This is a genomic window from Parasutterella excrementihominis YIT 11859, assembly GCF_000205025.1.
Taxonomy (GTDB): domain Bacteria; phylum Pseudomonadota; class Gammaproteobacteria; order Burkholderiales; family Burkholderiaceae_F; genus Parasutterella; species Parasutterella excrementihominis.
In genome coordinates this window covers 23,304-36,937 of record NZ_GL883706.1, presented here as the reverse complement: position 1 = coordinate 36,937, position 13,634 = coordinate 23,304, and the positions used below count along the sequence as shown (strand labels likewise).

14 protein-coding genes are annotated in these 13,634 nt (G+C 47.8%); 4 read left to right on the top strand and 10 right to left on the bottom strand.

Annotated features, from left to right (window positions below):
• Positions 1 to 41 precede the first annotated feature (41 nt).
• The 3 genes from HMPREF9439_RS05935 to HMPREF9439_RS05925 all read right to left on the bottom strand — a co-directional run bounded on the left by HMPREF9439_RS05935 (position 42) and on the right by HMPREF9439_RS05925 (position 4,320).
• The gene (locus HMPREF9439_RS05935; protein WP_008864149.1) at positions 42 to 1,820 is read right to left on the bottom strand and encodes a flavocytochrome c; all 1,779 of its coding nucleotides are present in this window, start codon (positions 1,818 to 1,820) and stop codon (positions 42 to 44) included.
• 123 nt (positions 1,821 to 1,943) lie between these two features.
• The gene (locus tag HMPREF9439_RS05930) at positions 1,944 to 2,555 is read right to left on the bottom strand and encodes a response regulator transcription factor (protein WP_008864148.1); all 612 of its coding nucleotides are present in this window, start codon (positions 2,553 to 2,555) and stop codon (positions 1,944 to 1,946) included.
• On the bottom strand, positions 2,536 to 4,320 hold the full coding sequence (locus HMPREF9439_RS05925; protein ID WP_244862404.1) for a sensor histidine kinase: 1,785 nt from the start codon (positions 4,318 to 4,320) through the stop codon (positions 2,536 to 2,538). The genes HMPREF9439_RS05930 and HMPREF9439_RS05925 overlap by 20 nt, the downstream gene beginning before the upstream one ends.
• 259 nt (positions 4,321 to 4,579) lie before the next feature.
• On the opposite strand from HMPREF9439_RS05925, the gene recO reads away from it, so the two are divergent.
• The 4 genes from recO to nagZ are packed head-to-tail and all read left to right on the top strand — an operon-like array spanning position 4,580 to position 7,255.
• Positions 4,580 to 5,284, top strand: coding sequence for a DNA repair protein RecO (gene recO, locus HMPREF9439_RS05920; protein WP_008864146.1), 705 nt, complete (start codon positions 4,580 to 4,582; stop codon positions 5,282 to 5,284).
• A gap of 4 nt (positions 5,285 to 5,288) precedes the next feature.
• On the top strand, positions 5,289 to 5,786 hold the full coding sequence (locus HMPREF9439_RS05915; RefSeq protein WP_008810975.1) for a DUF805 domain-containing protein: 498 nt from the start codon (positions 5,289 to 5,291) through the stop codon (positions 5,784 to 5,786).
• 2 nt (positions 5,787 to 5,788) lie between these two features.
• Positions 5,789 to 6,178, top strand: coding sequence for a holo-ACP synthase (gene acpS / locus HMPREF9439_RS05910; RefSeq protein ID WP_008864145.1), 390 nt, complete (start codon positions 5,789 to 5,791; stop codon positions 6,176 to 6,178).
• A gap of 3 nt (positions 6,179 to 6,181) precedes the next feature.
• Positions 6,182 to 7,255 carry a beta-N-acetylhexosaminidase gene (gene nagZ, locus HMPREF9439_RS05905; protein ID WP_008810977.1) on the top strand — a complete coding sequence of 358 codons (1,074 nt, stop codon included), beginning with the start codon at positions 6,182 to 6,184 and terminating at the stop codon, positions 7,253 to 7,255.
• A gap of 41 nt (positions 7,256 to 7,296) precedes the next feature.
• Here the strand turns inward: nagZ and HMPREF9439_RS05900 are convergent, their stop codons facing one another.
• From HMPREF9439_RS05900 to HMPREF9439_RS05870, 7 genes are all read right to left on the bottom strand, one after another.
• Positions 7,297 to 7,722 carry a putative toxin-antitoxin system toxin component, PIN family gene (locus tag HMPREF9439_RS05900; protein ID WP_008864144.1) on the bottom strand — a complete coding sequence of 142 codons (426 nt, stop codon included), beginning with the start codon at positions 7,720 to 7,722 and terminating at the stop codon, positions 7,297 to 7,299.
• Between the two features lie 45 nt (positions 7,723 to 7,767).
• Positions 7,768 to 8,757, bottom strand: coding sequence for a malate dehydrogenase (locus HMPREF9439_RS05895; protein ID WP_008864143.1), 990 nt, complete (start codon positions 8,755 to 8,757; stop codon positions 7,768 to 7,770).
• Between the two features lie 182 nt (positions 8,758 to 8,939).
• Positions 8,940 to 9,881, bottom strand: coding sequence for an AEC family transporter (locus HMPREF9439_RS05890; protein ID WP_008864142.1), 942 nt, complete (start codon positions 9,879 to 9,881; stop codon positions 8,940 to 8,942).
• Positions 9,882 to 9,969: 88 nt separating this feature from the next.
• Positions 9,970 to 10,734 carry a nucleotidyltransferase domain-containing protein gene (locus HMPREF9439_RS05885; RefSeq protein ID WP_008864141.1) on the bottom strand — a complete coding sequence of 255 codons (765 nt, stop codon included), beginning with the start codon at positions 10,732 to 10,734 and terminating at the stop codon, positions 9,970 to 9,972.
• Positions 10,735 to 10,746: 12 nt separating this feature from the next.
• Positions 10,747 to 12,000 carry a type II toxin-antitoxin system HipA family toxin gene (locus HMPREF9439_RS05880; RefSeq protein ID WP_008864140.1) on the bottom strand — a complete coding sequence of 418 codons (1,254 nt, stop codon included), beginning with the start codon at positions 11,998 to 12,000 and terminating at the stop codon, positions 10,747 to 10,749.
• 3 nt (positions 12,001 to 12,003) lie between these two features.
• Positions 12,004 to 12,273: a helix-turn-helix transcriptional regulator gene (locus HMPREF9439_RS05875; RefSeq protein WP_244862403.1), complete on the bottom strand. Its 270-nt coding sequence runs from the start codon at positions 12,271 to 12,273 to the stop codon at positions 12,004 to 12,006.
• Between the two features lie 244 nt (positions 12,274 to 12,517).
• Positions 12,518 to 13,573 carry a porin gene (locus HMPREF9439_RS05870; protein ID WP_008864137.1) on the bottom strand — a complete coding sequence of 352 codons (1,056 nt, stop codon included), beginning with the start codon at positions 13,571 to 13,573 and terminating at the stop codon, positions 12,518 to 12,520.
• Positions 13,574 to 13,634 lie beyond the last annotated feature (61 nt).

The following is a 13,634-nucleotide window of genomic DNA, read 5'->3' as shown; positions in this document are numbered from 1 at the left end:
CTCATGAACAAGGAGAATTCTTAGTTATTTTTGAAGCTGAATTATTTAGCTTCTGCTGCGTTCTTACCCGCGATGCGGCCAAACACCATTAAGTCGGCCACGGCATTTCCGCCTAGACGGTTAGCTCCGTGAATACCGCCGGTAACTTCGCCGGCTGCATAAAGTCCGGGAATGCGCTGTCCGTTGGCATTAACGGCGTGGGCGCCGGTATCAATATGGATGCCGCCCATTGTGTGGTGAATGGTCGGAACCTTTCTGGCGACGTACCACGGACCTTCGGTCATCGGACGGTCGTCTGTATGGTTGGCCTTGAATCCGAATTGATCGGTTTCGACTTCGTGGCGAGCGACCTTGTTGTAGCTTTCAATGGCTGCCTTTAAGCGATTGGGATCAACATTGATAATCTTGGCAAGTTCATCCAGGTTGGCGGCTTTCTTTACTCTGCCCTGAGCAAGCATATCGCGCATGGTTCTTCCGCTCAGAAGGTCAATGGCGTTTTCATCCGGATAACGAAGTTTGTTCTGGACTAGCCAGTAGGTGGAACCGGGCTGAGCGAAAACAGCTTTAGAAAGCACGTCACGGGCAGCGCCTTCGTTCACAAATCTGTCGCCGTTGGTATTGATGAACAAGCGGTTTCTGCCGGAGGTCTTGATGTCAAGCATCAAGCCGGTTCCGGGAGAGCCGTTCGGATGAACCTGAATGTCGGAAAGACCGATCAATTCGGCTCCGGCTTTCTGTGCCAGCTGGAGACCTTGGCCTTGAGCAGCTACGCCGATATTGGAGCAGCCGATTTCTTTGCCGAGATCAGCTTCTTTCCATACGCCGGTATTCACTTTCTGGCGGAATTCAACATTGGATCCGAAACCGCCTGTCGTGATAACGACCCCGTTCTTAGCCATCAGCGTGAGTGGTTTGCCGTGGTTGTCAGCCTTGACTCCGACAACTCTGCCGTCCTTCATGATCAGTTCGGTTGCCGGAGATTCCAAATACACACGAAGTTTGTCTTTACCGTATTTTTGCAGTTGTTTTTCTAACACTTGAACGTAGGTGTTGCCGCCGGCCGGATTAGGATAATGACTTCTTTGGAACAGGGCGCCGGTTGCTGCGCCGACTTTCGGGTTGAACTTCAGACCCATGCTTTCGAGCCAAAGAAGTGCTGAAGGCGCGTTGTCGGCTAAGACTTTGACGAGTTTAGGATCGCTGACATTGTGGCCGCCTTTCATCGTTTGTTCGAAATGTTTCTGAGGATTATCTTCAATGCCAAGCGCCTTCTGATATTTGGTACCGGAAGCATTCAGGGCACCGCCGCAGACGTTCGTGGAACCGCCCAAGAAACCGAGTTTTTCAACAATGATGACGCTTGCACCGTTCTGCAGAGCAGAAACTGCACTGGCAAGTCCCGCTCCGCCGCCACCGACAATAACAACGTCGGCATTGTCTTTGATAGGAGATTTATCTGCGGCAGGGAGCGGTTTATTGAATTCGTCGCCTTGTGCGCCGGCTTGTTTCAGACACTGTTTCACAGCGCCGAGAAGAGAGAAACTGGTAATAGTGGCGCCGCTGATTTTGTCGAGTTTGGTTGTTTGATGATCTTTGATTTCGGCAGAAAGTTGTTTAATCGCAACTTTACCGACACCCGGGCTCTCTAAATCTTTGACGGAGATGTCACTGATTTTTCCGTTTTTGATGTCAACAGTAACCGTTAACGGAGCATTGTGTCCGGTGACGGTAGTCGTGTAGGAACCGTCTTTGACGGCAGCGAAGCAATTGCCGGCTAAGGCAAGCGCAATAGAGGCTGTGAGTAATAATTTGGTATGCATTTTGCAATCTCCTTGTGGAAACAAGGTTATTTTTATTTTTTGATTGCTTAAGCAATTTGAGAATTATCAAATTCTCTTCAAAAAAATATCTTTTAGCCTGTCTGAATCGATGAAACGGATTTTTCACAGAGTTATTTTGCGGCTTCTATACAGAGCCGCGATTGGGGCTAAGTCTGAAGTGCTGTGAACATCTAATTTTTTGTAAGAATTCAGTCGATGCGTATGCACTGTTCTGGTACTTATATTCAGACGCTCGGAAATTTCTTGATTCAAGAGGCCTTGAGAGGCCAGTATCGTGACGCTCCGTTCGCGGTCGGTGAGCAGCTGGAATTTCTTGTACCAATATTCCAAACTTGCGCCGTAATCTCGCTTCTCCTTGAGTATCGAAGCCACGCTGGAAATTGCCTGAATGAGACGCTCGGCTTTGACGGGTTTTTGAAGGAAATCGTAAGCGCCGAATTTCATCGCTTGTACCGCGACGTCTACATCTCCGTGACCGGTTAAGAAAATGATCGGAACTTCCCAGCCGCGCTCTTTCATTTTTTCCTGAAGTTCTAAACCTGAAAGGCCGGGCATACGAATGTCGAGAAGAAGGCATCCTTCTACGCTCGGTGCATCGGATTTCAAATAATCTTCAGCACTGAGGTAGCTGACGACCTTCCAGCCTTCCGGCTCCAATAAAAATTTCAGGCTTTCAGCCAGATCTTCGTCGTCATCAACAATTCTGATCAGCATTTTCTTTTTCCTGAGAAACGAACAAAGGAATCTTAACCTCTGTGAAGACTTCACCGTCTTTGTAGGTAATACTTAGATTACCGCGCATTTTTTCTGCAATCGTGCGGCAAATCAGCAATCCGATTCCTAAGCCTTGATTCTTGGTGGAATGCAGAGGCTGAAGGTGCTTTTCCAATTCTTCGGATGAACAGACGGAAGAGGCGTTAAAAATACGAATAAACATGGAGTTATTTTCACATATCTGCCGAATTTCTATCCGATTTGTCTCTGCCGCTTGTGCTGCTTGGATAGCGTTTTTAATGATATTTTCCAAGAGAACTTCAAACTCAAGGACGTGTCCTAATACAACTGAAGGTTCTGTTTCACTGAGAACAATCCGACAATTCGGGTAACGCATGCGGATATCGCTGACGCAGGTTTTCAGAAGCTTATCAGCCTCAATTTTTGTGAATTCCGGTTCGTCACGTTTCGCATAGGCCCGGACTCTTGAGACAATGTCCGAAATTTTTGATGTTTGTTTTGCTATGAGCGAAAGCGGACGGTTCAGCCAACTGCCATCGATACCCTCGACTTCCAGTTTGCGTTTAATGCCGCGGCAGTAATTATCGATCGTCGCCAGAGGTCCGTTGATCTCATGGGCGATCAGGCTCGACATCGCGCCGATGATTTCGGTCTTTTGAAGCTGATCAATGCGCAGTTCGCTTTCTCGTATTTTGCGTCTGAGTTCAGCTTCTTTCTCATAGGCGAGCCGCAAGGATTGGGTTCTTCGCTTCACTAAGACATTGGTTCTCCAAGAGTGAACGCATAGCATCAAGATGCAGAAGAGGGCGAACAGAAGCGGGAAACGGTAGTGATAGATGAAACTTTGGACCGTTTGAATCCTCAAATAGGCATAAGGGCCTGCCTTAAGAGATTTATAAAGTTCGTCGATCGTGTTGAAATCAGGTACGGTTGCCCAGCCAAAACCGGTCGAATCAGGAATATTCAGCAAACATTTGGTGATTTCGCGCGTTTCGGTCCAGGGCGCTGAGGGGGTTGCGACAAGTGTCCAGTTTGGATACAAGTCTGTCGAATGTTTGCAGCGAAGTCGATTGTCTTTCTTTTCTTCAAGCACTCTGAAGCGCTTGAAGATGTCCGGCTGTGTTTTCTCAAGGTCTTCCAGAAGACAGGCACGTATAAGTACAACGTCGCCTTCGTGGTTCTCCAGCTTCTGAAGGAGATTTGTCATCGGCGGTCCGTAGGTTTTGTAAGCGGCAAAGAAAGATTCCGGATCAAAACCTTGTTTAGAGATTTCACCCATCGGCGCAAAATAAGAAGAGAAGCCTTTTGACCAAGAGGCGAGAGCCGATTTGCCTTTGAGTTCGGAGATCGTTTTGATGGGACTGTCATTTCTAACGACGAATACCGAGCCCGTAGCATATCGGGGATTGGGCGCTGTTTCAGTAAAAAGCGTTGCAACACTTCTTAAGCCGAAAGACTGAAATCTGCGATAAAAACCGGAAGTGCCGATGAAGTAATCCAACTTCTTTTGAATGAGCTGTTCTTCCAGCTCGGACGGATTGTAGTATTGAACGTCTAAACGGTATCCGGGAAGATTCTCTAATGCTTCAAGTGTTTGGGCGATAGCTGATTTGTCTGTAGCACTTAACGAACTGTCTAATACGCCGATCGTAACAACCCGTTTTTCCTCCGAAAAACTTTCTCCGCCGAATACAACGCACGAGCAAAAACAGCAAATGGCTAAGCAGCGGAAACCAAGCTGCAATTTTTGCTGTAATACGTTTGTTAGATTTCGGACCTTCAACATACTCAAACCATAGGGAAAGGGGGTAGTCAAATTTATTTTACGAGTTTGATGGATTGACGGCTTCTCTTTTTAGCTTTTGGATACCGATAATTAAGGAAACCTCTAACTTTAATCCTCATATATCCCGGCATTTAGAAGTCCTTATGAGATCGAGTCGGAGGCGACGGAGGTTCTTACCTATTTGCTAAAATGACCTCTTTATTTTGAGGTTCATTTGATGACCGAAAAAGGTCGTTCGGAATATCGGGTTGATCAGCAGCCCGCGTTTGTTCTCCACACTTATCCATGGAGAGAGACGAGTCTTATCGTGGAGTTTTTTACCCGCGATTACGGACGTATTCCTTTGGTTGCACGGGGCGCAAAACGACCGATGTCTCAATACCGCGGACTGCTTAATCCTTTCTGTCCCCTGGCGGTTTCCTACTCTGGCAAAGGCGAAGTAAAAAATCTCACGCGCTGCGAGTGGTACGGGACGATTCCGATGAACGAAAAAGTCCTCATGTCGGCCTTTTACATCAATGAACTCTTAGTCCGCTTGCTCCCAAGAGGAGAGCCGGAGCCCTCATTATTCACGATCTATTACGACACGCTCAAAAAACTGGCTCTCGAAAAAGATTACCTTGTCCCGCTCCGTTACTTTGAACGCGATTTTTTAAAGGTGTTGGGCTATGCGCTTCCTTCCGGTCCGTTTCCTGCTAAACACTATCGATTTGTTCGAGGTGACTTTGTGGCCAATGATAACACAGCATTTGAGGGCAGCGGTATATCAGGAACAACGCTGGAATCCTTGAGCACGAACACGCTTCAGAGCGGAACGCAGGAATGGGAAGCCCGAATGTTGATGCGTGACCTTATCCGCTATTATCTCGAGGACGCGCCGCTCAATACGCGCCGCATCCTTAACGAATTGAATAAGTTATAGAAAAATGAAAAATCCGACCCCGGGAAAAAATCCGTTTGAACTCGAGTCCTACCGCGACAGAATGCCCCTGCATGTCCGTGAGCTTTATGACGACATGACGCGCAATTACGCCAAACTGCAGGGCCGTGCCGGCTTAGGAAGGTTTTGGAGATTCTGGGCCTTTGCCGTCTGTTATCTTGCTTTGCTGATGGTGATCTCGGACACGACAACAGACACGATTCTGGTGTTTGTGGGCTTGGTTCTCTGCGGCTGGCTCTACATTGCTGTGCCTTCTTTTACGATTTCGGTTCGTCGCTTGCATGATGACGGAAAACCGGTGTTTTGGGCCGTTCTGCCTCAGGTTGCGATTTTTTATCTACTTGCTGAATTCACGCTCGGCTTACCGCCGAACTGGATTGTTTGGGGAATTCTCGGCGCGATTACTGCCGTGGCTTTTGGATTTATGAGTCTGCCCGGCATTCCGCTGGACGACGCCTACGGTGAAGAGCCAAAAGAGGATTAAAGATGATCAGCGGAATCGGCTGCGATATTGTTGATATTGCCCGCATCAAAAAGGCATGCCTGAGGCAGCCGAAGTTTTGCGAGACGGTGCTCTCAGAATCTGAGCAGCCTGTTTATGCCGTTCGCTGCGAGGCTTCTGAAGAAAGGGGATATCGCTATCTCGCAAGCCGCTGGGCAGCAAAAGAAGCATTCTCAAAAGCGCTTGGTACAGGATTTCGCGGAGCCGTGAATTTTTCGGATATCAGCATCTTAAATAACGAGCTCGGCGCACCCTATGTCCAACTTTCGGGTAAGTTGGCCGTACAAATTAAGAATCAGAGATTAAAGTGTCATGTCTCTATAAGTGACACGGATTCGTCAGCAATGGCGATGGTTGTGATTGAAAAGGAATAAATCATGGAAAAAGTCGATCGTCCTCTCGGACCAGTCGTAGTTGATATCGCCGGAACCAGTCTGACGGATGAAGAAGTCAAAATTCTTCAGAATCCGATGGTCGGTATGGTCATCTTGTTTACGCGCAACTATGAGAACCGCGAGCAGCTCCATAACCTGACGCATGACATCCATTCTTTGAGAAATCCTTCGCTGCTGATCGGCGTGGACCATGAAGGCGGAAGAATTCAGCGTTTCCGAGAAGAGTTCACCAAGATCCCGTCCGCTCGTTCCTTGGGCCAGCTTTACGATACGGATCCGCAAAGAGCTCACAATCTGACAGCTGCCTGCGGTTTAGTGATGGCTTCTGAACTGAGAGCCTGCGGCGTCGACTTTACCTTCGCGCCCTGCCTGGATTTGGACTATGGTCAGAGCGCCGTCATCGGCAATCGTGCTTTTCATCGCAATCCTCGTGTTGTGAGCATTCTTGCTACGGCAATGGTTAGCGGCATGGCTCAGGCCGGTATGGCCTGCTGCGGCAAGCACTTTCCCGGACACGGCTATGCAACAGCAGACTCCCACGTCGAACTTCCGGTTGACGACAGACCTTTGACCGATATCAGAACCAACGATGAAGTTCCCTATGCCTCGATGGGAACACTGCTGACTTCCGTGATGCCTGCCCATGTGACGTATCCTCAGGTTTCTCCGGCGCCGGCAGGCTTCTCAAAGAAGTGGCTTCAGGAAGAGCTGAGAGGGCGATTGGGTTACAACGGCTTGATCTTCAGTGACGACCTTTCGATGAAAGGTGCTTCTGAGGTTGGCGAAATCACGGCTCGAAGCGATGCTGCTCTAGCCGCTGGCTGTGACATGATTCTGATCTGCAACGATCCGGAAAGCGCAAAAACTGTTTTAGAAAATCAGCGCTGGATTCGCACCAAGGCATTTGATGAAAGGGTTGCACGCATCCAGCCTAGAGGAAAATTCCCGAGCTGGGACGGTCTTAAGCTTTCGCAAAATTATTTAGCTTGCGTCAAGCAGATCGAAGCGTTTAACGCAGAGATTGCTGAAAAAGCCGATAAAACGGCAACACTGTAAAAAGAAAAAGAGGAAACGGAAATCAAAAATTCGTTTCCTTTTTAGTTATCTGTTGAAAGAAAAGCGATCGCTTTCTCAGGCGGAAGAATATTGCTCCCGAGCGGCCTTAAGTGCCTGGCGCATCTCAGGACTAACTTGTCTTTGGAGATGAGCAGGGCCGGGGAATAACTTAAGGTGAGGTCGATGAACTTCTGATCCAAAGGATCTTTGCATCTTGCTTTTGCTTCCGTCGTGATCGGCAAAACCTCAGCGACGTGCAGAAATTCCTCTTTGACCGCCTCAAGTTGCTCCGGCGTTACTTTAAATTGAGGCCTTTTTAAAACATCTTCGAGTTCAGACAGGGCGCCTTCGCAGGTTGCGGTTCTGAATTTTCTTTCTTTTGCAGCCTCCCAGAGGACAGAGGTTTTGGGATCTTTGAAAACAAAGAAATCCAGCAGAAGGTTGGTATCGAAGATGACAGTGTTCATAAAAGAAGAAGGCCGCAAATGCGGCCCAAATACGATTAAAGCAAATTAAGCCTTAGCGATGATCTCATCAACAATAGCGCGTTCTTCTTCAAGGGCGCGAATGTTTGCAGCGATGTGATCTTTCTGGAACTGATTCAGTTCGAGGTCTTTAACGATTTCGTAGTCGCCGTTTTTGCAGATGACGGGCATACCGAAGGTGAGACCTTCAGGGATGCCGTAAGAACCGTCGGAAGGAACAGCCATCGTGGCCCATTCACCGTTGCTGCCGAGAACCCAGTCATGGATGTGATCGATGGCGGCGTTAGCAGCGCTGGCAGCGGAAGAATGGCCGCGAGCCTGAATAATGGCGCTCCCGCGTTTGGCAACAGTCGGGATCAGTTCGTTGACGTACCAGTCTTCAGTAATCAGATCCAAAGCAGGTTTGCCGGCGACGGTGGCATTGGTCAAATCCGGGAACATTGTGCCGCCGTGGTTGCCCCAAACTGCTAGTTTGGAGATCTGAGCGACAGTAGAGTTGGCCTTCTGAGCAACCTGAGTCAGAGTGCGGTTTTCGTCCAGACGCATCATGGCAGTGAAGTTGCGGGGATTCAGATCCGGAGAGCAGCGACGAGCGATGTAGGCGTTGGTGTTGCAGGGGTTGCCGACAACCAGAACTTTGATGTTGCGGTCGGCGACTTCGTTCATTGCCTTACCCTGTTCAACGAAGATTTGCGCATTGGCGGCCAAAAGGTCGGCTCTTTGCATGTCGGCCGTACGGGGACGGGAACCGACTAAGAGGGCAATTTCGGCATCCTTGAAGCAAACATAAGGATCCGACGTAGCGGTGATGCTGTTCAAGAGCGGGAAGGCGCAGTCATCGAGTTCCATCTGAACGCCGCGGGAGTTCTTGAGAGACTGTTCATTATTTCTTTCCAGCATCATCAGATCGATGGGCTGGTCGGTACCAAGCATGTCACCGGCGCCGATACGGAAGAGGAGAGAGTAGCCGATTTGACCGGCAGCTCCGGTAACGACGACTTTGACGGGTTTCTTCATTTAGCAAATCTCCTTAAGTGATTTTTCCTGAGTTCAATTCCTCAATTTTAATACGGAGACTGTTGCTGTATGCGTTTGAATCATGGTTATTTACTCCACGCTGAGAAATAATTTTCAGGGAAACAGAGAAAATTTACCCATCTGATATTTATGCGGTTCGATAACGGAGTCCAACTTATAAATTAGTTTGGGAAGAATTCGAGCATGACGTTGATCCAGAAAGGAAGCGTTAAAAGCGAAAAAATCACTTGTGCGCTTGTTAAGTCAGCGACTGCTGCAGAGTCTCCTCCCATGGAAGCGGTCATGACGTAGCAGGACTGAGCGGTCGGGAGAGCGGCAAAAAGCAGAAGAACACAGCTTTCCAAAGGAAGCAGTTGGAAAATGATCGCAAAAGCAAGAGCAATGGTCGGGACGACCATGAGTCGCTGCAGGCTTCCGACAATCATCAGCTGCAGGTAGCGTTTGAGGTCGTTGATTTTTAGACCAGCACCGATACAGATGAGACCGAGTGCCAGGGAAGATTGTCCCAAAGGTTTAAGTACGTCTACAAGAAGCTTAGGAAGCTCGATGCTGAACGAGTTGCAAACGAGTCCTAAGAGTGTTGCCAAGATCAGAGGATTAGACAAAACAGCAACGAGGAAATTTTTTCTTTTGCCGTTGTTTTCTGAGCCGCTCAGTCTTGAGGCATGAACCAGCCCGACAGTTGCGATGACGTTGCTGATAGGTACCCAACAGGCGATTAAGAGGGAAAGGTAGGCGATACCTTTATCGCCGAAAAGCGTTGAGCAAATGGCAAAGCCGATGTAAGTATTGAATCGGAATCCGCAATGAAATATCGACCATTTTGTCCACGGGCTCTCTTTAATTAAAAAGTTCGCCAGCCACGCTGTAATCACCGCAACGCTCATGGCTGATATCGATATCAGCAAAAAGTAACTGCACTGTCCGATTTGGAGGTTTGCCTTTGCAACCGAAAGAAAGATCAGAGGAGGAAACAGGACATAAAAGACCAGCTTTTCCGTAACGATCCAAAAATCTTTTTTGGCAAAAGAAGGGCGCCTAGTGAGCAGGTAGCCGAGCAAAATCAGGCAGAACTGCGGAAGAATGACAAAGACGGCAAACATGACAGATTCTATGAGTACCAGGTACTTTGTACTTTAACGCCTCAGGAGAAAATGTCCAATCTTTACTAACTCTCACATTGAGAGAGCGTTAGTTTTCGCGGCGCAGACACTCCAGAAAGAATTTGTCGTATTCATCAACGTTCACCGGCTCCTTTGACGAAAGAAGCGGCCCTTTGCTCTCGCTGAAGAATTCGTTTATGAACTTATCGACGGCGACAAAATGGTCACCTGTAGTCCTTTCCTTTTCTTCTGCCTTAATTTTGAGGAGCTCCTGGAATTCAGAATAGAAGGGTGTCCCTGGGACAAGAAGTCCTTCATAAACTTCTTTGAAAAGTACCGGAGGAATAGTTTTCTTTTGTTTGATCCATTCGCATGCCAATACTGAGCGGAGGACATGAAGATATTTTTTAGGTTTTACGCTTTCGCCTGTTAAATAAGCTTTGAAGTTGTTCTTGGCCAGTCCGAAATATCCTCGATAAAGGGTATTGAAGTCGGATTGTTCGTTAAAAAGCTTTATGAGATTTTCTCTCAGCCAAGGGTTGTCTTTATAAACAATAGGAGAACGAACCCATTCAATGAGCGGAGCGTTTCCTTTCATCAAGAGTTTGAGCGCTTTCTGGAGATCCCAGCCGACAAAATCTTTGATTTCGTCAATAGGACCTTCGATTACATCCCGCTCAGGGAAAAGTTTTAGATAGGCTTCAACTGGGCGGATATAGAGGTAACGAACGTCGTAATCAGAATCCGGCGAAGGGAACCCCCAAGCTCTGGAGCCGGATTCGCAGGCGTAGAGGATTTTGACGTTGTGCTGTGCTTCAATCTGGTTCAAGGTTTTCAGGATTTCTTTTTGCATACGTTAATTCTCCTATCTCAGCCACTTGTCGATTCGCGGTCCGAAAGTATCGATATCTCGCTGAGGGAGAGAGAATCTTTTTGCTTCGGTGCGCCATGAAGCCACGGCTGTCTTTACATTGCCGATAATGCTTTTTGCAGTGTGTTCCGCAAGCATAAAGTCAGAAGCAGCATCTAACAAAAGCTCTAAATTGGCTTCATTCGTGAAACGATTAATCAACAGACTTTGCTGTTCGGATGTTGTTGGATTGATGTCGTAGGCAGGAGAAAGCTCCCAGCCTTTCTCAGTAAGCAGAAAGCCGTGATTGCGGAAATGGTCGTCCGAGTTGCCGATGAGGATGTAAAAGGCCACGCGGCGATAAAGTTCTTCAAGATTCCGTTCAATGTTGCTGCCGTGCTGAATAATGAAATCAACGATGTCGAGGTAGCCGTAGCCGGATGAAGCATTATCACCATCGTTCAACCCGAGCAGTGTCAGAGCAGAGGCAAAATGTATTCGCTTTCCGTCATTGGTTCTATCAAACCGCCTCGACAAAAGTAAGTGGAAACTGCCAGCAGAAACGGTTCTTGTCGCCGCAGCATTAATTCCGGCTTTTTTTGCTAAATAGTGGGAAAAATGCTCCCACTGAGCGACATCATGGTTATCTTTCCGAGATGGGAATTTGGCAACGGTTAACTTTCCGTCCTCATCTAGAACGGAAGCTTTTGGACGAGCACCACCTAGAGAAGTGCCAGGATGGATTAATTGATCGATCCACCTTTCATTTGGCAAAATGTTCTTTGCTTCGCTGGCCTCTATTTCGTGCGCTGCCAACATCAATTCATTAATTTTTGTGAAAGGAGGTACTCGAAAATCCGTTTCGCAATTAATGAAGTCGCCGCCAGGGGCTTCGGCAAACCTGAAGCTTCCCATGCGAGATGCGTCGTCTATGCCTTTCAGCAGATCAAAAGATGTCAGCCGCCGAACTGCTCTCTTTTCTTCTGCTGCCTTTAGTTGTTCTCTTCGGAGCAAAAGAGTTCTTCCCCAGCGATCAGGCAAAGCATCAGAAAAACACGAAAAAATGTCTTTTTGAGGCTGGGTGTATTGGATACCCGGAAAGTTTTGTAGGTCTTCGCTCAAAAAGACGTTCGGATGGGCAGATAGCCACTCCTTTGAGTAACTGAAACCGTAAGTCGCGTTGCCCCGAATCGATTCAAAGGACAACTCTCCGATGAGTTCAGGTCGCTCGAGCCAGTCGAAGTCTCCATAAACATAAAGCTTGTTCATGACTTATCCTTTCTTAGAAGCCCGTTTGCGGTGTTTGAGGCTGAGGTCCTGCAGTGTACGTCCGAGGACATCCTCCTTGGCTAACAGCAAAATATCGTCATCGAGTTGCAGCGCATAGAGGACACGGAGGTAAATCCCGATTGAGACAGTGGGAGATCCTTTTTCAATTCGATTGATTGTCAACGGAGAACAAGTGGCACGCTCAGCTACTTGAGCAATTGAAAGGTCGCGCCTTAACCGAGCAAGTTTTATTTGTTCTCCGACGATTGCCATTTTTTGTTCTAACTTTCGCGGGAGCTTGGTTCCCATGGTGTTTTTAGGCATGTCTAATCAATCTAATAATATACATAAGTTTAATTAATCTTTATTTTAAGATAGATTAATGTTGAATTCCAGTTTGTATCTCGGCAATCAGTCTCTTTCAAACAAAATAGGAGCATTCTCTCTACCAAACCAGAGAAGCAGAAAAAGCCGGCACGGTGAACACCGAGCCGGCCTTCAAGGAAGAAGATTCTGTTTAGAAGCTGTGGCTGATACCTAAACAAGCGGTCCAGGAGTTGAAGTCTCCGTCATTCTTAAGATATTTGTTGGCTTTGCCGTATCCTGCATAAGCATAGAGCTGCGTTCTCATGCTCAGAGGATATTCGTAGACGGTTCCGATAGAATAGATGTTGTACTTCTGGTTGTTTTCATTAACTTTGCCGTGGGCATAGTTTCCTTGAAGTTTCCATTCGCCCCCGAAAACCTTGTATCCGATAGCTGCAGTTACAGCATGCTGTGTCACACCGGAAGCGCTCAAACCTGTCGGGGCAGCTTTCCAAGCCGGCATCATCTGACTGTCTTTGGCATATTGATATCCGGCCCAGAATGTCCAGTCACCGAAGCCCTGCTGACCGCCTAAAGTTACAAGGTAAGTCTTGTCGGCTTTCAGGTCTTTGTTGTCATACATTTCGACCATGACACTAAAGACGGTTTCGTTTTTATTGAAATCCAAACCGATGCCATAGTAGTGATCGTTATGACTCCACTTCTGATCGTCTCCGCCGATACCATTGGAATACATTGCAGTAACGGTTGTGTTTGCAAATTCCGGGCTCTTGTAGATAACCATGTTATCCATTCTGTCGGAAGTCACAAAGACGCCGGCTACGTTGCCGTCTGTATAGTATGAAGTCCAAAGAGCTGAGCCGTGAAGGATGGTATATGTTCCGCAGTCTGAAGAAAGACCGCCGGCTCGGCCGAAGGCGACTTCGCCCCATTTGCCTTTAGCTTGAAGCAGGGACTCACGGCTGAAGGCTTTACCTTCGAAAGCGGCATCACCTGACTCGGCGTAAAAGCCTTGTTCCAGGATAAATCCGACGGAGTTGCCGTTGCCGAGGTCTTCGGTTCCTTTAATACCGAAACGGCTTCCGGCGTAGATGCCGTCGTCAATTCTTACTTTAGCGGCTTCGTGTTTGTGTTTTGTAACGGCTACGGCCTGGTCGATAACACCGTAGAGCGTAACATTGGATTCTGCATATGCGTTGATGGACGCGGCTGCGATAATCGCAGAGACAAGAATTCTCTTCATCATTTTGGAATGACTCTAAAAAGGGGGTTTGGCTCAAAAGAAAGATCAGCGAATGCTAGGAAAA